The 20,479-nt window shown below is 61.8% G+C and carries 18 protein-coding genes and 1 tRNA gene; 8 read left to right on the top strand and 11 right to left on the bottom strand.

Annotated features, from left to right (window positions below; all coding sequences use genetic code 11):
- Positions 1 to 322 precede the first annotated feature (322 nt).
- Positions 323 to 1,147, bottom strand: a complete 825-nt coding sequence (locus AC1DVH_RS12030) for a helix-turn-helix transcriptional regulator (RefSeq protein ID WP_477753983.1) — start codon at positions 1,145 to 1,147, stop codon at positions 323 to 325.
- Positions 1,148 to 1,318: 171 nt separating this feature from the next.
- Positions 1,319 to 2,539 carry an MFS transporter gene (locus AC1DVH_RS12025; RefSeq protein WP_477753982.1) on the bottom strand — a complete coding sequence of 407 codons (1,221 nt, stop codon included), beginning with the start codon at positions 2,537 to 2,539 and terminating at the stop codon, positions 1,319 to 1,321.
- 134 nt (positions 2,540 to 2,673) lie between these two features.
- On the opposite strand from AC1DVH_RS12025, the gene AC1DVH_RS12020 reads away from it, so the two are divergent.
- Positions 2,674 to 3,447 carry an AraC family transcriptional regulator gene (locus AC1DVH_RS12020; protein WP_477753981.1) on the top strand — a complete coding sequence of 258 codons (774 nt, stop codon included), beginning with the start codon at positions 2,674 to 2,676 and terminating at the stop codon, positions 3,445 to 3,447.
- A gap of 3 nt (positions 3,448 to 3,450) precedes the next feature.
- Here AC1DVH_RS12020 and AC1DVH_RS12015 read toward each other — a convergent pair whose 3' ends face one another.
- From AC1DVH_RS12015 to AC1DVH_RS11995, 5 genes are all read right to left on the bottom strand, one after another.
- Positions 3,451 to 4,737 (bottom strand): NAD(P)/FAD-dependent oxidoreductase, encoded by a 1,287-nt coding sequence (locus tag AC1DVH_RS12015; RefSeq protein ID WP_477753980.1) that lies wholly within the window; start codon positions 4,735 to 4,737, stop codon positions 3,451 to 3,453.
- Positions 4,738 to 4,740: 3 nt separating this feature from the next.
- Positions 4,741 to 6,312 carry an aldehyde dehydrogenase (NADP(+)) gene (locus tag AC1DVH_RS12010; RefSeq protein ID WP_477753979.1) on the bottom strand — a complete coding sequence of 524 codons (1,572 nt, stop codon included), beginning with the start codon at positions 6,310 to 6,312 and terminating at the stop codon, positions 4,741 to 4,743.
- Positions 6,313 to 6,418: 106 nt separating this feature from the next.
- Entirely contained in the window at positions 6,419 to 7,366 is a 948-nt protein-coding gene (locus AC1DVH_RS12005; RefSeq protein ID WP_477753978.1) for a dihydrodipicolinate synthase family protein, read from the bottom strand.
- 58 nt (positions 7,367 to 7,424) lie between these two features.
- Positions 7,425 to 8,351 carry a 4-hydroxyproline epimerase gene (locus AC1DVH_RS12000; protein ID WP_477753977.1) on the bottom strand — a complete coding sequence of 309 codons (927 nt, stop codon included), beginning with the start codon at positions 8,349 to 8,351 and terminating at the stop codon, positions 7,425 to 7,427.
- Positions 8,352 to 8,396: 45 nt separating this feature from the next.
- Positions 8,397 to 10,031 (bottom strand): APC family permease, encoded by a 1,635-nt coding sequence (locus AC1DVH_RS11995; RefSeq protein ID WP_477753976.1) that lies wholly within the window; start codon positions 10,029 to 10,031, stop codon positions 8,397 to 8,399.
- Positions 10,032 to 10,218: 187 nt separating this feature from the next.
- Between AC1DVH_RS11995 and AC1DVH_RS11990 the strand changes: the two genes are divergently transcribed.
- The 3 genes from AC1DVH_RS11990 to AC1DVH_RS11980 all read left to right on the top strand — a co-directional run bounded on the left by AC1DVH_RS11990 (position 10,219) and on the right by AC1DVH_RS11980 (position 13,691).
- The gene (locus tag AC1DVH_RS11990; RefSeq protein ID WP_477753975.1) at positions 10,219 to 11,013 is read left to right on the top strand and encodes a PAS domain-containing protein; all 795 of its coding nucleotides are present in this window, start codon (positions 10,219 to 10,221) and stop codon (positions 11,011 to 11,013) included.
- 77 nt (positions 11,014 to 11,090) lie between these two features.
- Positions 11,091 to 11,471: a RidA family protein gene (locus tag AC1DVH_RS11985; protein ID WP_477753974.1), complete on the top strand. Its 381-nt coding sequence runs from the start codon at positions 11,091 to 11,093 to the stop codon at positions 11,469 to 11,471.
- Positions 11,472 to 11,702: 231 nt separating this feature from the next.
- Positions 11,703 to 13,691, top strand: coding sequence for a peptidase U32 family protein (locus AC1DVH_RS11980; RefSeq protein WP_477753973.1), 1,989 nt, complete (start codon positions 11,703 to 11,705; stop codon positions 13,689 to 13,691).
- 41 nt (positions 13,692 to 13,732) lie between these two features.
- Here AC1DVH_RS11980 and AC1DVH_RS11975 read toward each other — a convergent pair whose 3' ends face one another.
- Together AC1DVH_RS11975 and AC1DVH_RS11970 are read right to left on the bottom strand one after the other, a co-directional pair.
- A complete protein-coding gene (locus AC1DVH_RS11975; protein ID WP_477753972.1) occupies positions 13,733 to 14,314 on the bottom strand; it encodes a hypothetical protein in 582 nt (193 codons plus the stop codon).
- A gap of 114 nt (positions 14,315 to 14,428) precedes the next feature.
- A complete protein-coding gene (locus AC1DVH_RS11970; protein WP_477753971.1) occupies positions 14,429 to 14,857 on the bottom strand; it encodes a hypothetical protein in 429 nt (142 codons plus the stop codon).
- Positions 14,858 to 15,178: 321 nt separating this feature from the next.
- Here AC1DVH_RS11970 and AC1DVH_RS11965 point away from each other — a divergent pair.
- Positions 15,179 to 15,253, top strand: a tRNA-Gln gene (locus AC1DVH_RS11965).
- An 84-nt stretch (positions 15,254 to 15,337) separates the two neighbouring features.
- On the opposite strand, the gene AC1DVH_RS11960 is transcribed toward AC1DVH_RS11965, so the two are convergent.
- Positions 15,338 to 16,000 (bottom strand): glutathione S-transferase family protein, encoded by a 663-nt coding sequence (locus AC1DVH_RS11960; protein ID WP_477753970.1) that lies wholly within the window; start codon positions 15,998 to 16,000, stop codon positions 15,338 to 15,340.
- 156 nt (positions 16,001 to 16,156) lie between these two features.
- On the opposite strand from AC1DVH_RS11960, the gene AC1DVH_RS11955 reads away from it, so the two are divergent.
- Positions 16,157 to 17,089 (top strand): GlxA family transcriptional regulator, encoded by a 933-nt coding sequence (locus AC1DVH_RS11955; protein WP_477753969.1) that lies wholly within the window; start codon positions 16,157 to 16,159, stop codon positions 17,087 to 17,089.
- Between the two features lie 101 nt (positions 17,090 to 17,190).
- Positions 17,191 to 18,165, top strand: a complete 975-nt coding sequence (locus AC1DVH_RS11950) for a nitrilase-related carbon-nitrogen hydrolase (RefSeq protein WP_477753968.1) — start codon at positions 17,191 to 17,193, stop codon at positions 18,163 to 18,165.
- Positions 18,166 to 18,233: 68 nt separating this feature from the next.
- Here AC1DVH_RS11950 and AC1DVH_RS11945 read toward each other — a convergent pair whose 3' ends face one another.
- The gene (locus AC1DVH_RS11945) at positions 18,234 to 18,740 is read right to left on the bottom strand and encodes an HvfX family Cu-binding RiPP maturation protein (RefSeq protein WP_477753967.1); all 507 of its coding nucleotides are present in this window, start codon (positions 18,738 to 18,740) and stop codon (positions 18,234 to 18,236) included.
- 355 nt (positions 18,741 to 19,095) lie between these two features.
- Between AC1DVH_RS11945 and AC1DVH_RS11940 the strand changes: the two genes are divergently transcribed.
- Positions 19,096 to 20,479, top strand: a 1,384-nt coding sequence (locus AC1DVH_RS11940; protein WP_477753966.1) for an aldehyde dehydrogenase family protein, incomplete at its 3' end; no start/stop codon positions are given.

Raw genomic sequence — 20,479 nt, 5'->3', positions numbered from 1 at the left:
CGGATCACCGATAGACCTGTGGGAGCGAGCTTGCTCRCGATGGCGRTGTGTCAGACACATGGATGTTGAATGTATGGCCGYCAYCGCGAGCAAGCTCGCTCCCACAGGGGTTTCTGCTAGCCGACAGGTATCAGGCTTGCAGCTTGAGCCCAGGGGCGCTGGATCAGCTTGATCCGCCCTGACCACAATCTCCGGATCACCAGTAGACCTGTGGGAGCGAGCTTGCTCRCGATGGCGGTGTGTCAGACACATGGATGTTGAATGTATGGCCGTCACCGCGAGCAAGCTCGCTCCCACAGGGATATGCGTATACCAATGAACATCAGGCTTGCAGCTTGAGGCCGGGAGCCTGCAACGGATCCTCCGTCAACTCCCGTATAAACAACCCCAGCAACTCCGACTGGCTGCCAATGCCCAGCTTGGCGTAGATGTTCTTGCGGTGAATCTTCACCGTCCCGGGGCTGATGTTCAGTTGTTCGGCGACCGAGGCACTTGAGTGGCCGCGCAACAACAGTTGAACGATTTCCTGCTCGCGCCCGGTGAGGATGTGCGCGCCGAACTGGTCGAAGGCTGCGCGGATCTTGAAGTCCAGGTCCTGTGCCGGTCGCGGTTGCTGGGCCTGACGCAAGCGCCAGGCCTCATTGATGACTTGTTCGACCACCGCTTGCGCGCACTCGACCAGTTGCATTTCATCCCGGCTGAACGCACAGCTGGCGCTCGATCGCATCAACGACAACACCGCCGTGGCACCACCGCCGAGGTCGACGAAAAACGCCACTTCCTCGGCCAGACCCGTCTGCTGGTAATAGGTCAGGAAGTACTCGCCGAGGTAGAAGTGGTCGGGGGCGAACTGGCGCAGACGCCACAGCCCCGGTGCCTGCCCGCGTGTGCAGGCCAGGTAGAACGGATCGAGCAGGTAAGGGCCGCACTGATAGTCATCGACATACACCGCCCGCTTGTCCGCCGAGAACGTATCGAACAACGCCAGTGGCCGGTGATTGCCTTCGTAGACAAACAACACGAAATGATCGACCGGGCAGATTTGCCGAAGCCAATGGCTCAACCCCGACAGCCGCGCATGCCCGGCAGGCAGGTCGAGCAGGTGGGCGACTCCGGTGGTCCAGAGTTTCAGTTCCTTGGGGCGCATGGCGGCTACAGGCAGAAGAGGATGGCCTTTGGATGCACAAAGTACGCCATGGCGGTTTTGCCCGTGTGGCGCGGGGCGGGTGGCGGTGCGTCGTGGCAAAGACGCACCGCAACAGGGCCAGGTGTTACCGAGTGCTACAGGGCGGGTATCAAAAATGATCGGCTGAATCCTTCAGCGAGCACTCCGGGTCGAAGGCAACAGGATCGTCAAAATCCCCAGCAACGGCAGGTACGAACACAGCATGTACACGTACTCGATGCCATGGATATCCGCCAGATGCCCCAGCAGCGCGGCGCCAATGCCGCCGAATCCGAACATCAGGCCGAAGAACACCCCGGCGATCATGCCGACGTTGCCGGGCACCAGTTCCTGGGCGAAGACCACGATCGCCGAGAATGCCGAGGCGAGGATGAAGCCGATGATCATGCTCAACACGCCCGTCCAGAACAGGTCGACGTAGGGCAGGGCGAGAGTGAAGGGCGCGGCGCCGAGGATGGAGAACCAGATCACCTGCTTGCGGCCGATCCGGTCGCCGATCGGGCCACCAAAGAAGGTGCCCGCCGCGACGGCGCCAAGAAACAGGAACAGGTACAACTGCGAACTGGCCACCGACAGGTCGAATTTCTCGATCAGGTAGAAGGTGAAGTAACTGGTGAAGCTGGCCATGTAGAAGTATTTGGAGAACACCAGCAACGCCAGCACCACCAGGGCGAAGGTCACTCGCCGCTTGGAGAGGCCGTGGGTGGCCTTGCTGCCTTGCTTGAGCTTGAACAGGTTCAGGTGGTTGCGGTACCAGCGGCTCAACCCGTACTGCACGAGAATGGCGAACACCGCGAACAGGCCGAACCAGGCGACGTTGCCCTGGCCGTAGGGAATGATGATCGCGGCGGCCAGCAAGGGGCCGAAGGCGCTACCAGCGTTGCCACCGACCTGAAAGGTCGACTGCGCCAGGCCGTAGCGACCGCCCGAGGCCAGTCGCGCCACCCGTGAGGTCTCGGGGTGAAAGGTCGACGAGCCAACCCCCACCAGTGCCGAGGCCACGAGAATGGCCGGGAAGCTGCCGACCATCGACAGCATCAGAATACCGATCAGGGTGCAGACCATGCCCGCTGGCAGCAGCCACGGTTTGGGATGCCGGTCGGTGTAGAAACCGATCCACGGTTGCAGCAGTGAAGCGGTGAGCTGGAAGGTCAGGGTGATCAGGCCGACCTGGGTGAAACTCAGTCCATAGGTGGTCTTGAGCATCGGGTAGATCGACGGCAGCACGGCCTGGATCAAGTCGTTGATCAGGTGTGCCAAAGCACAGGCGCCGATGACGCGCATAACCAAGGGGCTGGCCTGGCTTGCAACGGAGACGGTGGGTGAGGGTGAGCTGAGGGTAGTGGTCGACATAGGCGAGTTTCCGGATAAAAAACGCGAACTGCGAGCGCAAGGCGCAGCCATTTTCAGGGTTCGACGTTATCCTATGGGCCCTGAAGACGCCCGTCTCGCGCAACTCGGGCGCTGACCATCGCAAAAAGGGCGACATGATCAAGCCATTGCAGACATTTCTTGCGGAAATCGACCAGGGCGGCTGGAGCGTTCGCAGCAGTGCGACCGACTACCCGGAAAACTGGAATATCGCGCCGCATTCCCATGAGAAGCACCAACTGATCTATGCCATCGAAGGCGTGATGGTGGTGCACACGGCAACGAGCCAATGGACGGTGCCACCGAGCCGTGGCATCTGGATGCCGAGTGGAGAGGTGCACTCGATTCGCTGTGTGGGGCCGATCAAGATGCGCAGCGTGTTCGTGCACCCCGACGCGAGCCTGGATCTGCCCACCGAAACCCGGGCCGTGAGTGTGTCCGCATTGTTGAGTGAGCTGATCAAGGTCTCGGTCGATTTCGATTTCAACCGCGATCCGGACTCGCGGGAAGCCCGGGTGCTGCGGCTGATTCTGGATGAACTGACGATCCTGCCGACCTTGCCGTTGAACCTGCCACAGCCCACCGATCCACGGATCAACCTGATCTGCACCGCGTTGCAGCGTAATCCCGGGGATGGCTCGACGTTGTCGGACTGGAGTACGCGATTGAGCCTCGACGCAAAAACCATCCAGCGCAGGTTGCGCAAGGAAACCGGTATGACCTTCGGCCAATGGCGCCAGCAAGCGCGACTGCTGCTGGCGCTGGAACGAATCGCCGTCGGCGAGAAGATCATCGACATCGCCGGGGAGCTGGGATACGACAGCCCGAGCGCGTTCACGACCATGTTCAAGAAGCAGTTCGGCAAGACGCCGAGTGATTTTTTCAAGTGATCCTCAGAAACGATCGAGCCGGTACGGCGCAGTCGCCGGCAGGCCGTGAGGCTGGGCTTCGATCAAAGGCGAGGCCATTTGCGCAATCATTTCCGCCGTGACCGCCGCCTGGGTCAGCCCCAGATGCTGATGACCGAAGGCGAGCAGGACCTTGCCGTGGCACACCCGGTCGATGATCGGCAGGGAGTCGGGCAGGGAGGGGCGGAAACCCATCCACGGCGTGGCGGCTTCGGCACTCAGGTCGTGTTTGAACAGGCCTTTGCTCAGACGGTGCAACTGCCAGGCGCGCTCCATGGTCGGCGGGCATTCCAGACCGGCGAATTCAACGGTGCCGGCCAACCGCAGGCCCTCGGTCATCGGCGTCATGATGAACTTGCGCTCCAGCGATGTGACGGCRAACGGCAAGCGCCCGTGTTCGTGGGGCAGCATCAGGTGATAACCGCGCTCGGTGTCCAGCGGCACCTTCTTGCCGGTCAGTGCGGCGGTGAGCTTCGCTGAATGGGCGCCACAGGCAATCAATACCTGGCGACTGTTGAAACGGCCTTGATCGGTGATCAACGACACGCCGTTGTCATGCAACTGCCCGCCCTCGACCCGTTGCTTGAGGAACTGTACGCCGTTGCTTTTGGCGGCGTGGACCAGTTCGCCGACCACCCGGAAGGGATCGAGAAAGTGCCCGGTGCGCGGGAAGAACAAGCCGCCGCGGATCTGCTCGCTGAGTTGCGGCGCGGCATCGCGGACCGCCTGGGCCTGCCAGAAATCCACCGGCACTTGCTGCTGGCGCATGCGCGCCTGCAGCGCTTCGATGGCCTGTTGCGAGTCGGGGCGTTCGAACACCAGCAGCGAGCCGTCTTCTTTCATCAGTTCGGGGCGGTCGATGGTCTCCAGCAACCGGTGCCAGGCGCCCAGGCTGCTTTCATTGAGCGCGCGGATACCGGCCACAGTGCGCTGGAACGGCGCCGGGCGCAGGTTCAACAACAGGCGTGCGAACCAGGGCAGGGCCCGGGGCATGTATTTCCAGTCCAGGCGCAGCGGGCCCATCGGGTCCATGAGCATGGCGGGAAGGCGTTTGAGGATCGACAGGTCGGCGATGGGGAACACCTGCTCGGTGGCCAGGTGCCCGGCATTGCCGAAGGAGGCGCCACGGCCGGGTTCCTGTTGATCGATGACCACCACCCGCCGGCCCTGGCGTGCCAGGCGCAGGGCGCAGGCGACGCCGATGATTCCGGCGCCGATCACGGCAACGTCCGCCGCTGTGTGCGGGCTGTTGAAAAGGGAGTCGTTGGACATGGCCTAGGCTTCTCTCTGGCCGTCGAGCAGGCGACGCAACTGCAACGGATTGCCGTGCTTGAGCGCGGCCGGTAACAGGGCGTCGGGGAAGTCCTGATAGCAGACCGGGCGCAGGAAACGCAGGATGGCGGCGGTGCCGACCGAGGTGGTGCGCGCATCGGACGTCGCCGGGAATGGGCCGCCATGGACCATGGCGTCGCACACTTCGACTCCGGTCGGCCAGCCATTGACCAACAGGCGCCCGGCCTTGCGCTCCAGTATCGGCAGCAATGCCCGGGCGCTTTCCACGTCGGCATCGTCCAGGTGCAGGGTGGCGGTCAACTGGCCCTCCAGGTGTTCGATGACCTCGCGGATTTGCTCGTCGCTGGCGCATTGCACGATCAGCGACGCGGCGCCGAACATTTCTGCCTGCAGCGCCGGGTCGGCGAGAAACTCACTGGCCTGGGTGACGAACAGGTGAGCCTGGCACTGGTTCGGGGTTTCGCCCCGCAAGCCGATGGCCACCGCGTGTGCATGTTTGAGCAGTGCGTCGACTCCGGCCTCGTAGGCGTTGAAAATACCGGGTGTGAGCATGGTCTGCGCCGGGCTGCGTCGCACATGATCTGCCGCCGCATTGATGAAGCGCTCAAGGTCCGCGCCTTGGCGGGCAATCACCAGACCGGGGTTGGTGCAGAACTGGCCGGCGCCTTGGGTGAGGGATGAAACGAAGCCTTGCGCCAGCGCTTCGGCACGCGATTGCAGTGCCGCGGGGAATAGCAGTACCGGGTTGATCGAACTCATCTCCGCATACACCGGGATCGGCTCGAGCCGTGCCTGGGCCGCGTTGTACAAGGCCATGCCACCGCTGCGCGAGCCGGTGAACCCTACCGCCTTGATGCGCGGGTCGGTGACCAGGGCGATGCCCACATCGCGGCCGGAGCCGTACAACAGCGAGAACACGCCGTCGTGCAGCCCGCAAAGTTTGACCGCACGGGCCAGCGCTCGGCCTACCAGTTCGCTGGTGCCGGGGTGCGCGCCATGGGCCTTGACGATCACCGGGCAACCGGCGGCCAGCGCCGACGCGGTGTCACCGCCGGCGACGGAGAAGGCCAGGGGAAAGTTGCTGGCACCGAACACCGCCACCGGGCCGAGCGGCACCTGACGCTGACGCAGGTCAGGGCGTGGCAGGGGCTGACGTTCCGGTTGCGCGGAGTCGACCCGCACATCCAGCCACTCGCCTGCGCGTACGGTGCGGGCAAAGGTACGCAACTGCTGGCAAGTGCGGCCTCGTTCACCCTGGATACGCGGGCGCGGCAGGCCGGTCTCGGCCAYGGCGCGGTCGATCAATTCATCGCCCAGGGCTTCGATTTCGCTGGCGATGGTTTCGAGGAATTCGGCGCGGGCGTCCAGGGACGTCGCGCGATAGCTGTCCAGGGCACTCCACGCCAGGGCGCAGGCCTGTTCGACGTGCTCGCCGCTGCCACCGTGATAGGCCGGTTCAAGGGGCAGATCAGTGGCGGGATCAATGCCGCGGATCGCTTCGCGACTGCCGGGGATGGCCTGCTGGCCGATCAACATGTTGCCTGTCAGAGTCATGGTCGTTCCTGAAAAAAAGAGGGGAGGCGTTTGCGAAAAAACGCCGTACCGCCGTGGGCGAAAATAAAAGCGGCGCGCATTGGCACGCCGCTGTACAGGCTGGATGTCAGGCGAAGTTCTGCTCGGCCGACCACTGCTCGTACCACTGACGGAACAGTGCGTACTGGTTCTCGGCATAACGACGCTGGGCATCGCTGAGCACATCGGTCTCGTTGAAGTGCAGGGCGTATTCCTTGTCGCCATTGAGCACCATCAGGTGCTTGTAGTAGAGCACCAGGTCGCAACCCTCATCGAAGGACGACAGCACGGCGAGTGCGGATTCCAGCTCCCGCGCCTGACGACGCGCCTTGGCATCGCCCTTGGCCGCTTGTTTGCTCAAGGCCACCAGGCGCAACACTTCGCGCGGCAGTGCGTTGCCGATGCCGGTGATGGCACCGGTGGCATTGCAGTTGACGAAGCCATGCACCACCTGGGTGTCGACACCGACCATCAAGGTCACGTCATCGTCCTTGGAGGTGATGTGTTCAGCCGCGTAGCGCAGGTCGGCGGCACCGCCGAATTCCTTGAAACCGATGAGGTTCGGGTACTCGCGGCGCAGTTCGAAGAACAGGTCGGCGCGGGTGGCGAAGCCGTAGTAAGGGCTGTTGTAGATCACCGCCGGCAGGCCAGGAGCGGCCTGGAGGATCGCGGCGAAGTGGGCTTTTTGCGCGGTGGCCGAAGCGCCGCGAGACAGCACACGAGGGATGACCATCAAGCCATGGGCGCCGACTTTGGCCGCGTGTGCCGCATGGGACACCGCTTCACGGCTGTTGACGGCACCGGTGCCGACGATGGTCGGAACGCCGGCGGCCACCAGGCGCGCCACGCCTTCCTGACGCTCGGCTTCGGTCAGCAGCGGCCAGTCGCCCATGGAACCGCAATACACCACGGCGCTCATGCCGATGTCGATCAGCTCGCGACCCTTGGCCACCAGCGCGTCGAAGTCCGGCTTGCGTTCGGCGGTGCACGGAGTCATCAGTGCAGGGATGCAGCCAGTGAAAATGTTATCGCTCATTGTGTAGTCACTCCTTGAAGCGTTCATTCAGATCGGGTTAGGGAAAAGGCGTGGCGGCTCAAATGCCCCACGCAAAGGGGTCCTGTTCGTCGATCAGCAAGGTGCTGTCGGCGGTCATGCAGGCGCGGCCAGTGATGAAAGGGATGATGCGTTCGCCCTCCCATTCGTAGCTGCCGACGAATTGGCTGGCGGTGATGCTGGCCTGGACCCAGCGTTCACCGGCGGCCAGTTTTCCGTCGGCTGCCAGGCATGCCAGTTTCGCGCTGGTGCCGGTCCCGCAGGGCGAGCGGTCGTAGGCCTTGCCGGGGCACATGACAAAGTTGCGGCTGTCGGCGTGGTCGTCGTCGGCGAACAGTTCGATGTGGTCGATCAGCGCGCCGTCTTCGCCGTGGATGCCTTGAGCTTCCAGGGCCTTGAGCATTGCCCAGGTGTACTCGGTGAGGAACTCGACGTTGTCCATCTGCAACGCCTGACCGTGATCGGACACCAGGAAAAACCAGTTGCCGCCCCAGGCGATGTCGCCGTACACGCGGCCATGCCCCGGCACTTGGACCGGCACCTGTTGGCGGTAGCGGTAGGCGGGCACGTTGCGCAGGGTGACGTTGCCGTCCTCATGCAACGTGGCGCTGACCGGGCCGACCGGTGTATCGATCTTGTGCTCGCCGGGCTGGATATGCCCCAGGTAATGCAGCGAGTTGACCAGGCCGATAGTGCCGTGGCCGCACATGCCGAGGTAGCCGGCGTTGTTGAAGAAGATCACGCCGCAGGTGGCATCCGGCGACACCGGTTCGCAATACAGCGCACCCACCAGCACATCGTTGCCGCGGGGCTCCAGCAGGCAGGCGCGACGCCATTGGTCATGCTGCTCGCGCAGGGCATCGCGCTTCTCAGCCATGGTCCGGCCAGGCAGTTGGGGCAGGCCCGACATCACCAGGCGAGTCGGTTCGCCGCCGGTGTGGGAATCAATGACATGTACTTTTTTCATAAACCTTTCCATTGGAAAAACTCAGAGGTTTTGCTGGCCTGAATCTCAGCGGGAAGTCTGGATGGACGCGCCAATCGGACGCTGGCCGCTGTAAACGGGATCGGCTTCGGCTTCACCGTCCTCGTCTTCCAGGCGAACCAGATGCGCCGGTACGCCGGTGGCCGCGCCCCAGTAGTAGATGCCCATCGCACAAGCCGCCACGACCACGGTGTCGAAGGGATGGGTGAGTACGCCCATGCCGCCGAAACTGCCCAGCCACGACAGCACGATGGTCACGGCGTAGAAGCCGATCAGCCATGCCGAAGAGCGCACTTGCTGGGCCAGGCTCAGGTGTTGGGTCGGCACGAAACGTCCGCACAGCAGGTACACCACGAACATCAGGATCTGCAGGCCGAGCAGCCAGGACACGGTGCTCCAGCCGGACCAGTAGACGATCAGCGCGGCGATGATGAACGACACCGGGCCGAGGACACCCATGCGCTTGACCTTGAACGGACGCGGCATGTCCGGCGCATTGCGGCGCAGGGCGGCCACCGACACCGGGGCCACGGCGTAGCTCAACACCAGCGCGGCGGAGACCACGTTGATCAGGGCTTCCCAGGAGGGGAAGGGCAGGGTCCAGAACACCGACAGGGCAAAGGTCAGCCACAGCGCCGGACGCGGGATGCCGGACTTTTCATCGATACGGGTGAAGACCTTGAAGAAGGTGCCGGTTTGCGCCCAGCCGTAGATCACCCGCGGTGTCGCGTTCATGTAGATGTTGCCGCAACCGCTGGGGGAGATCACCGCGTCGGCCACCACCAGATAAGCCAGCCAGCCCACACCCAATGCCAGGGCGATGTCGCGGTAGGGCAGGGCCAGTTCCTTGGCGACGCCGGCCCAACCGTTGGCGAGCATTTCGGTGGGCACGCCGCCGAGGAACGCCACTTGCAACAACACATAGATGGCGGTAGAGAGCAGTACGGAGAGGATCAATGCAATCGGAATGGTACGTTGCGGATTCTTCACTTCGCTGGCCACCGAGATGATCGGCGTCAACCCCAGGTAGGCGAAGATAATGCCGCCGGCGGACACCGCCATCTCGACACCTGACAGCCCGAACGGCATGAAGCCCTGGGACTGGAAGTTCTCCGGTTTGAAGAAAGTGAACAGCACGCCGATCACCAGCAACGGCACGATGAACTTGAACAGGCTGATCAGGTTGTTGGCCTTGGCGAAGGTTTTCACGCTGTAGTAGTTGAGCATGAAGAACAGGCACAGCAGGCCGAACTGCACCAGCCAGCCAAGCGCCGTTGGATTGCTGGAGCCGGCCTGGGTCAATGCGGGAAACCACGCAGCGGCATACTGGCGTGCGGCGACCACCTCGATGGCCACCAGGCTGGAAAACGCGATCAGCGTGATGAAGCCCATCAGGTAACCCAGCAGCGGGCCGTGGGAGTAAACCGGGTAGCGAATCACACCGCCGGCACGGGGCAGCGCCGCGCCGAGTTCACAGTAGACGATGCCCAACAGCAGCACCRCAAAACCGCCCAGCAGCCAGGAAAAGATCCCCGCCGGCCCCGCGATGGCGGACACGTGACTGGCTGCGAACAGCCAGCCGGAGCCGAAGATCGCCCCCAGTCCGATAAACGTAAGGTCTATCAACGAAAGTTGTTTTTTGAACTTGCCTTGGCCTGACATGGCATCGCCTTCTTGTGAGTTATTGGATAGGCAGGTGTGCACTTCAAATCGCCCTTTTCGGTTTTGCCGAGGAGGGCGGTGGCCATAGAGTGAACTCGGCGGCTTACTCGCGATTGATGTTTTCCTTGGGTGTCGATGACGAAATCAGCACAATGGGCAATGTCCGATTTTTGCGAGGGGGCGGTTGATGACTCAGGATGCGTTTGCGCTGTTGTGCCAGGGCGACGACTCGAACCGCCCCGAATCCATCGAACAACTGCTGGCCGGCGTGGCGCTGCTGCTGCCCATGCTCGATGTCATTCCCAATGCGGCGATCTTCATCAAGGATGTGCAGGCGCGCTATGTCATGGCCAATCGCACGCTGGTGCAACGCTGTGGCTTGAAGCAGCTAAAACCTCTGCTGGGGAAAACCAGCGCCGAGGTGTTTCCCGAACAATTGGGGCCTGGTTACACCGAGCAGGACCGGCGAGTGCTGGAGCAGGGTTTTGTACTGGAAGACCAGCTGGAGTTGCATCTGTACGGCAGCCGCGAGCCGGGCTGGTGCCTGACCCATAAACGACCCTTGTATAACCGCCACAATGAAATCATCGGCTTGGCGGGCATCTCGGTCGATCTGCAATCGGCCAGTGATACGCACCCGGCGTACCAGCGCCTGGCGGCGGTGGACGAACACATTCGCGCGCATTTCAACCGTCGCGTCACCCTCGGCGAGTTGACGCGGATCGCCGGCATTTCAGTGGCGCAGCTGGAACGCTACTGCAAGCGCGTGTTCCACCTGACGCCCCGGCAGATGATCCAGAAGGTTCGCCTGGAGCATGCGCATCGGTTGCTCCACACCGATATGCCGATCACCGAGGTTGCCCTGCAGTGCGGCTATACCGACCACAGCGCGTTCACCCGGCAGTTCAAGGCCTTGACCGGCTTCACCCCGCGCCAGTACCGCCAGGCCACGGGACACGAGCAGCCGTCCGGTCTGGATTAGCGACGCGCCAGGGATCGCCCTGTAAACTGGCCGCGCAAAAGGCGCCTGCCTTATCCTTTCAAGCAAGAGAACCTGCAATGGCAAACCACGACCTGACCTTTACCCCCGATCCTGATGCGGATTCGATTTCCTCCGACGTCGTCGGTTTCGGCGGTGTGCTGGTCTCCACCCAGATCCCCACCCGCGCCGACGGCAGCCTCGAATTGGGCGACATCACCTTGCAAAGCGAATGCACCCTGCAAGCGCTGAAGGTTGCGCTGGAGCGTGCCGGCAGCTCCATGGACCGCGTGATGCACCTGACCATCTACCTCACCGACATGGCCGACCGCGCCGCGTTCAACGAAGTCTACAAGCGCTACTTCGCCAAGCCATGGCCGGTGCGCGCTGCTGTCGGGGTTGCCTCGTTGGCAGTGCAAGGCATGCGCGTGGAAGTGACCGCGATGGCCGCCAAGGCCTGATGTAGGAGCGAGCTTGCTCCGGGCGGCGTTCCGACGATGAACATAAGGGCGACGCGTGCATACAGGAATGCCCGCGTCATCGTTAACGTCCATCGCGAGCAAGCTCGCTCCTACAAGGATTCAGGCAGGCCGGGCCTACGCAATACACCACCTGGCAGCGCACGAGTGCCGGTCAGGCGTTTCGCCGCTACAATGCACGCCTCGACCGTGACAAGCCTGACTAAAAAAACTATGTCTTTGCCCAAACATCACCTGGAATTGCTCAGCCCTGCCCGCGATGTGAGCATCGCCCGCGAGGCCATCCTGCATGGCGCCGATGCCATCTACATCGGTGGCCCGAGCTTCGGCGCCCGCCACAATGCCTGCAACGAAGTGAGCGATATCGCCCAGTTGGTGGAATTCGCCCGTCGTTACCATGCCCGGGTGTTCACCACCATCAATACCATCCTGCACGACAACGAACTGGAGCCGGCCCGCAAGCTGATCCACCAGTTGTACGACGCCGGCGTCGATGCGCTGATCGTCCAGGACCTGGGGGTGATGGAGCTGGATATTCCGCCGATCGAACTGCACGCCAGTACCCAGACTGACATCCGTACCCTGGAGCGGGCGAAGTTCCTCGATCAGGCCGGTTTCTCGCAACTGGTGCTGGCCCGTGAGTTGAATCTCCAGGAGATCCGCGCCATTGCCGACGAAACCGATGCGGCCATCGAGTTCTTTATCCATGGCGCGTTGTGCGTGGCGTTTTCCGGCCAGTGCAATATTTCCCACGCCCAGACCGGGCGCAGCGCCAACCGTGGCGACTGCTCGCAAGCCTGCCGTCTGCCGTACACCCTCAAGGACGAAAAGGGCGGCGTGATCGCTTACGAAAAGCACCTGCTGTCGATGAAGGACAACAACCAGAGCGCTAACATCCGCGCCCTGGTCGAGGCCGGCGTGCGTTCGTTCAAGATCGAGGGCCGCTACAAGGACATGGGCTATGTGAAGAACATCACGGCCTACTACCGCCAGCGCCTCGACGATGTTCTCGAAGATCGTCCTGACCTGGCCCGCGCTTCCAGCGGCCGCACCGCGCACTTCTTCCTGCCCGACCCGGAAAAAACCTTCCACCGTGGCAGCACCGATTACTTCGTCACGGACCGCAAGATCGATATCGGCGCCTTTGACTCGCCGACCTTCACCGGTCTGCCGGTGGGTGTGGTGGAGAAAGTCGCCAAGCGTGACATGCAGGTCGTGACGCACGAGCCGCTGTCCAACGGCGACGGCCTCAACGTGCTGGTCAAGCGTGAAGTGGTGGGTTTCCGTGCCAACATCGCCGAGCCCAAAGGCGAGTTCGAGGAAGACGGCGAGAAGCGCTATCGCTATCGCGTCGAGCCCAACGAGATGCCGGAGGGGATGTACAAGCTGCGCCCCAACCATCCGCTGAATCGCAATCTCGATCACAACTGGCAACAGGCGCTGCAAAAGACCTCTGCCGAGCGTCGTATCGCCCTGAGCTGGGTCGCTCGCCTGCGTGAAGAACAGCTGGAACTGAGCGCTACCAGCGAAGAAGGCATCAGCGCCAGCGTCACCCTGAACGGCCCGTTCGGCGCCGCCAACAAGCCGGAACAGGCGCTGGAGCAATTGCAGGATCTGCTCGGTCAACTGGGCACCACGCAGTACCACGCCATCGACATCAAGCTGGACGCGCCGCAGGCGTACTTCATCCCGAACTCGCAGCTCAAGGCCTTACGCCGTGAAGTGATCGAAGCCTTGACCCAAGCGCGGATCGCCGCCCACCCGCGTGGCAGCCGTAAAGCTGAAACCAGCCCGCCGCCGGTGTACCCGGAGTCGCACCTGTCGTTCCTGGCCAACGTCTACAACCAGAAGGCCCGCGACTTCTATCACCGCCATGGCGTCAAGCTGATCGACGCGGCCTACGAGGCCCACGAGGAAACCGGCGAGGTGCCGGTGATGATCACCAAGCACTGCCTGCGTTTCTCCTTCAACCTGTGCCCGAAACAGGCCAAGGGCGTCACCGGCGTACGCACCAAGGTCGCGCCGATGCAACTGATCCACGGCGATGAAGTACTGACGCTGAAGTTCGACTGCAAGCCTTGTGAGATGCACATCATCGGCAAGATGAAGGGCCACATCCTCAACCTGCCGCAACCGGGCAGCGTGGTAGGGCACATCAGCCCCGAAGACCTGCTCAAGACCATCCCGCGCGCGCCGCACTGAGTGACCGGTGAGTGCGCCGCAACGGCGCGCTCACCTGTTGTTCAATACCCTGTGTAGTTGAAGTAAACGAATGCCACGGCAACAGCCAGACCAAACGCTGCCAGGGCTTTTGTTTGTGCGGTTGCCTGAAATTCGCTCGACCCTTGCTCATGGGGTTGCGAGTACGCGGTGGCGTCATGGCGGCGCTGCAGAATGGCCCGATAGGTGTAACCCAAGCCGACCAGCAGGAAAATAGCCATCAGGCCAAGGGTCAGCCAACGTATCGTTGCCGGTTTTCCAGCGGCGGATACGCGCATCTCGTCTTCACAGGCCGCGCTCTCGAACTCCAGGACAGAAATGGGTTGGTAAACCGTCAAGGGCCGCTGCACATCACTGTGTATCGCCGCCATTTGTTCCAGGTCCAGTGCCTGATACTTCCAGAGCGTCATCGATCCTTCCCGGCAGTAGGTGAATGAAGCGGGGCTCRAGGCGCCGATGATGCAGGCATCGTCAATTCCGATTTTTTTCAGGGTTTCCATCGCAGACCGTGTGAAGTCCATTTCGAGAATGGGAATGACGCCGTTGGCAGACACCGCGACCGACACCAGCAGGCTCGCGATGACGCAGAGGGTTGATATTTTCAAAGTCGAGACCCCCTCGTTTTTTGTAGGTTCTTTGTGATAAACGCGGGGTCTGGTTGCAACCTGCTTTTGCTGAAGTCTAGACGCTGGCGACAAACCTGGAGCTGGCGGTTGAAACTATTCGCAGGTTTCGGCGACGGCTTTTTCAGCTCGTTTGTATTCCTGTTTGACGTCGGTGGGGATGCGCTGCTTTTTCAGTTCCTGACCGAGGAAGGGTTGCTCGCCCCTGGACTGGACCTCTGCGTCCTCGGCCGTTATCTGCGCTTCGATGGCCGCAGCATGCTTGTCGATGACGGCATCGACCTCGGCTGCATTTTTGGCGGTATCGAGCGCTAGAACCAACTGGCCGGCCTCGGCTTTTTCGGCTTCGGCATAGGCTTCGACCGTCAACCCGGAGGCCAAGGCTCTCGTCTGGGTTTCCAGCCGATTGAGATGTTCCCGGGCGGCCTTGCAGACCGTTTCCTGTCGCTGGCTCTGGATGTGTTCCCAGGTGTGCAACCCATAGATCGCGGCCCCGACCACCAGTAGGGTTGCAGCGGTAGCCATTAATTTGCCTTTCACATTGGCGCCCTCAGATGACAAGGGGAAGGGTGTTGCGCACACGATTCCCGATTCCATTCGAGTAAGGAAAAGCGTAGCAGACCTGGTCGGGCTGAACGTGTGTCGACCACTCGCCAAGATGCGGTTCAACACTAAGCGTCTGTTTTAAAAAACAAATTGTTTTGTTGGGGCTTCCCAAACGAGACAAAGGTTGGTAAATTTGCGCCCACTCTTGCACAGGCCCTCAGGGAGCCTCTCGCGCAAGCAGGCAACAGCTCTTGTTGCCACTCAAGAAAGCGAGTGCCAGGCACTCATCGCAACAGATACAGGGGCGTCGCCAAGCGGTAAGGCAGCAGGTTTTGATCCTGCCATGCGTTGGTTCGAATCCAGCCGCCCCTGCCATTTTTTATTCCTGCGTAATCAGATAACACTCGACTGACGGTTATTATTCGTCGGTTTTTCCGTTTTTGCGCCCGTTTTCCACCTCTACCGAAAGCGCTCCGGGATGGCCTCGGCAAACGGATACCAGGAAAACCAGGGTCTTGCCTCGTCGATCACGCGCTTGACCGAGGTCCTTTGGACCAACCTGTCGAAATAAGCACTCAAGTGCTGGTAATCGTCGGGAAACGGCACGAGGGTGCTGGCGTAGAACAGCGCCGGGGCGGCGGCGCAATCGGCCATGCTGAACGCCGGGCTGGCCACCCAGGTTCTTGCCGCCAGTTGACGTTCAAGCATGCCGTACGCCGTTGTCAGCGCGGCGCGTTCCCGGGTCAGGTCACCGTTGGCGGCGTTCATTCGGTCAGCGACGATCTTCTGCATCGGCACCTGAACGTGCAGGTCGAAAAAACGATCCCACAGACGTACTTCCAGGGCGGTTTCCCGATCTTCGGGAATCAGCTGCGCCTGGCCGGGATGAATCCGGTCCAGGTACTCAATGATCACGCTCGACTCCGGCACAACCTTTTGCCGGGCGTGATCGCGAAGCACCGGGAACTTGCCGATCGGCCACAGCGCTTGAAGTTCGGCCCGGTCGGCATCGTTGCCCAGATCGATAACTCTTTTTTCAAACTCGATGTTCAGTTCATAGAGCGCGATCAGCGCTTTGTGGCAGAACGACGAGAGCGGGTGGAAATAAAGAGTCAGTGACATCCTTCAAATCCTCGGTGAGATGGAAACCACTTGATTATCCGTCGCCATCGGCCAATGCGCGAGGTGCTCCATCCCGATGTCCGGTGCGGGCTATTCGGGTTAGAGTGCAGATCCTGGCCTGAATATCAGGTATGACGCGTTTAAGGTCATATAACCATGCACCAGATCGGACTCATTGTTTACCCCGGTTTCCAGGTTCTGGGCCTGGCCATGTGTGCCGCCTTCGAGTTGGCCAACAGCGCCGCAGATGAGCCGTTGTACCGCATTGCATTACTGTCCGAACCGGGTGGCATGGTGCAGACGTCCGCCGGTTTTGCTGTGCAGACCGAGGCGTTCGACCAGCGTGCGTTCGATACGCTACTGGTCATGGGCGACAACCTGATCCGCCCGACCACGCCGGGCATGCTGGAGTTTTTGCGCCGCGCCAGTCACGGCACCCGGCGTCTGGGCTCGATTTGCACGGGGGCGAATGCGTTGGCGGAGGCCGGTTTGCTCGACGGTCGGCGGGCGACCACCCATTGGGCGCATGTGCCGTCCTTTCGCAAGGCGTACCCGAACGTGAAGGTCGAGGAAGACCGGATCTTCATCAACGATGGCCACCTGTGGACCGCGGCGGGGATGAGCGCATGCGTGGACCTGGCGTTGGCACTGGTGGAGATGGATCTGGGGGCCGACGTTGCACGCAAGGTGGCGCGGCAATTGGTGGTGTACCACCGGCGTTCCGGTGGGCAGTCGCAGTTTTCGGTGATGCTGGAACTGGCCCCCAAGACCGATCGCATACAGGCCGCGCTGAACTACGCCAAACAGAATCTCAAGTCCGCGCTGTCAGTCGAGGAACTGGCCAGCGCGGCCAATCTCAGCCCTCGGCAATTCAGTCGGGTGTTTCATGCCGAAACCGGCCAGTCTCCGGCCAAGGCCATCGAAAACCTGYGGGTCGAGTCGGCCCGGTTGATGATGGAAAGCGGGCGGTACTCCATCGATGTGGTGGCGACGGACACGGGCTTTGGTGACCGGGAACGTATGCGTCGCGCTTTTATTCGGGCGTTCGGGCAGCCGCCACAGGTGATTCAGCGTGCCAGTCGGGGCTGAATCATGATGTCCTGAAAGGTGGTGTATACGACATTCATGTCGCTATATTATTATCGTAATATTTATCTCGTTGAAACTTTTCCCTCAATGAGATCACCGCCATGACCCTCGTCAAAGCCGCTGCCGTACAAATCAGTCCCGTTCTTTACAGCCGTGAAGGCACCGTCGACAAAGTGGTGCAGAAGATTCTCGACCTCGGCGAGCAGGGCGTGCAATTTGCCGTGTTCCCGGAAACCGTTGTGCCCTACTACCCGTACTTTTCCTACGTGCAGTCGCCGTTCGAAATGGCCGCCGAACACCTCAAGCTGCTGGACCAGGCTGTCACCGTGCCTTCGGACGCCACCGATGCCATCGGCGCTGCGGCCAGGCAAGCGGGCATGGTCGTGTCCATCGGCGTCAACGAGCGCGATGGCGGCACGCTGTACAACACGCAGTTGCTGTTCGATGCCGACGGCTCGCTGATCCAGCGTCGCCGCAAGATTTCCCCGACCTACCACGAACGCATGATCTGGGGCATGGGCGACGGTTCCGGCCTGCGGGCCGTCGACAGCGCGGCAGGGCGCATTGGGCAACTGGCCTGCTGGGAGCATTTCAACCCGCTGGCCCGTTATGCCTTGATGGCCGATGGCGAACAGATCCATGCGGCCATGTACCCGGGGTCGTTTGCAGGTCCGCTGTTCGCCTCGCAAATGGAAGTCAGCATTCGCCAACATGCCCTGGAGGCCGCGTGCTTTGTGGTCAATTCCACGGCGTGGTTGTACCCCGAGCAACAGGCGCAGATCATGGCCGACACCGGTTGCGCCATCGGTCCGATCTCGGGTGGCTGCTACACGGCGATCGTCGGCCCGGACGGTGTGGTGCTGGGTTCGTTGCAGGAAGGTGAGGGCGAGGTGATTGTTGATCTCGACATGAGCCAGATCGACAAGCGCAAACGCATGATGGATTCCCGTGGCCACTACAGCCGCCCGGAATTGCTGAGCCTGCTGATCGACCGCACCCCGCAATCCCATGTGCATGAACGCAGCGCGCATCCGAAGCTGGCCGAGCAGACCGGGCTGGAAGAAGTGATGGGTTAGTTCCGGGCAAAAAAAACAGGGGACTTCATGGAAGTCCCCTTTTGTTTGTCCGCGTTGCAGGTTTCGTTTCAGCGACGCCAGAAGCAACGAGCCAGCAGTGCATCGATGCTGAGCTTGCCGCCACCCATCAGCAACAGCGGCGTGAAGGCCACCAGGTAGATCAATGGCAGTTTGAAGTTGCCGTAACCCTTGTTGCTGATGGCATAGCCTTGGGCAAGTTCACTCAGGGTATGCCAGTCGGCGGGCCAATGGATGGCGGCGGTTGCGACGAGGGTCACCACCATCAGGCTCAACGCCGAAAAACGTGTGCCCAGGCCCAGCAGCAAGGTCATGGAAAAGACCAGTTCGGCCCACATCGACAGTTCCCAGTTCAGCGTCGCTGGAAGGTAGTCGAACGGAAACGGGAAGCGCTCCTGGATATCGGTGAACCAGTTCTGGCCGTTGAATTTCTCCAGGCCGGACTCGAAGAACTCCCAGGCGAGGAACACCCGCAGCGCCAAAGGCGCAACCCAGTCGCCGGCACGGTCGAGGTTCAGGTACAGGCCTTTGACGGCCGAAGAAATGGAGGTGCTCATGGATGTTGATCTCTTTCAGGTCGGGGAGGCGGGGCAACGGCGTGCCCGGTGAGTTGAGCGCTTTGATCGGCCTGGCCAATCGACAGGCGTATTCCATCAATGGGGTGTATCTGTGGTGTGTCGTTGTGGCGGGGTTTTGAGTGCGGGGTGTGTCGGGGGCGGAGCTGTACACATTGAGATACGTAAGCGGCCACCACTTACCCCTGTAGGAGCGAGCTGGCTCGCGATGGTCGTTAACGAAAACGCGTGCCTGCTGGATAAACGCGGTGTTCCGGAGTCCATCGCGAGCAAGCTCGCTCCTACAGGGAAATTGCTATACATTTTCCAACCGCCCACAGCATGGTGATACCGCTTCATGTCTCTTGCGCTCGAACGTCTAGTCGCTGGCACGCCCATCCCTTTCGCCGGTAATCGTGTCACTGTTGTCAGCCCCGAACTGGCGCAACGCTTCCAGCCCGGTGACCACCTGCTGGTGGAGCAGGTCAGCGGCGAGTTGCTGCTGATCCCCGTGGCGGACCAGCAAGCGGCCAGCGTCGCGATCGAGCGCGCCGAAGCGGCGTTTACCGCGCTGTCGGCGGTGTCCGATCAAGCGATCAGCGCCTTCTTCGATCTGTTTGCCCAGCGCCTTGAAACCCCGGAGTGCTGGGCCTTTATCGAGACCGCCAACCTGGCCGACATCGAACGGGCCAAGGCGCGCGGTCGCTCGACCACCCGGTTGCTGGCCGATGAGCGCATGCGTCGCGACATGATCGCCGGCCTGCGCGCCTGGCGTGATGCAGCGGCCAGCCGTGGCAAGGTGATCAGTTGCGTCGAGCATGATGGCTGGAAAGTCGAACAAGTGGTCTCGCCGCTGGGCATCGTCGCGTTCGTCTTCGAAGGTCGGCCGAATGTGTTTGCCGATGCGGCCGGTGTATTGCGCACCGGCAACACCGCCGTGCTGCGCATTGGCAGTGATGCGTTGGGCACGGCCCAGGCGATCGTCACCCATGCACTGAACCCTGCGCTGAGCGACGCCGGCTTGCCGGCCGGTGCAGTGTCGCTGGTGGAAAGTGTCAACCACGCCGCCGGTTGGGCGATGTTCGCGGACCGACGCCTGTCGTTGGCGGTGGCCCGTGGTTCGGGGCGCGCCGTCAGCCAGTTGGGCAGCATCGCGCAGCAGGCCGGCACGGCGGTCAGCCTGCATGGCACCGGTGGTGCGTGGCTGATCGCCAACGCCGATGCCGACGCCCCGCGTTTTGCCGCCGTGGTGCGCAACTCCCTGGACCGCAAGGTCTGCAACACCCTGAACGTCTGCCTGATTCACCGCGACCGTGCCGCTGAACTGGTGCCGCTGTTCCTCGACGCACTCAAGCAGGCCGGCACTGCACGTGGGCAGGGCTGCAAGCTGCACATCGTCGAAGGCAGCGAGTCGCATTTGCCGCAAGACTGGCTGGCTGCAACGGTCGAGGTGTACCGCGCCGAAGGCTATCAGACCGAAGCGCAGGCCGAGCCGTTGGCGGAAGATCAATTGGGCCGTGAATGGGAGTGGGAAGAAACCCCGGAAGTCAGCCTGAAAATCGTCGACGACCTGGACAGCGCCATTGCCTTGTTCAATCGCTACAGTCCGCAATTCACCGTGTCCTTGATCAGTGAAAGTGCCGAGGCCCAGGAGCGTTTCTACAACGCGGTCAACGCGCCTTTTGTCGGCAATGGCATCACCCGTTGGGTCGACGGCCAGTATGCGCTGAGCAAGCCGGAAC

The sequence above is a fragment of the Pseudomonas sp. P4_C3 genome, from assembly GCF_056402075.1.
The sequence above is the reverse complement of the archived record's forward strand: the minus strand, read 5'-3'. Positions and strand labels throughout refer to the sequence as shown.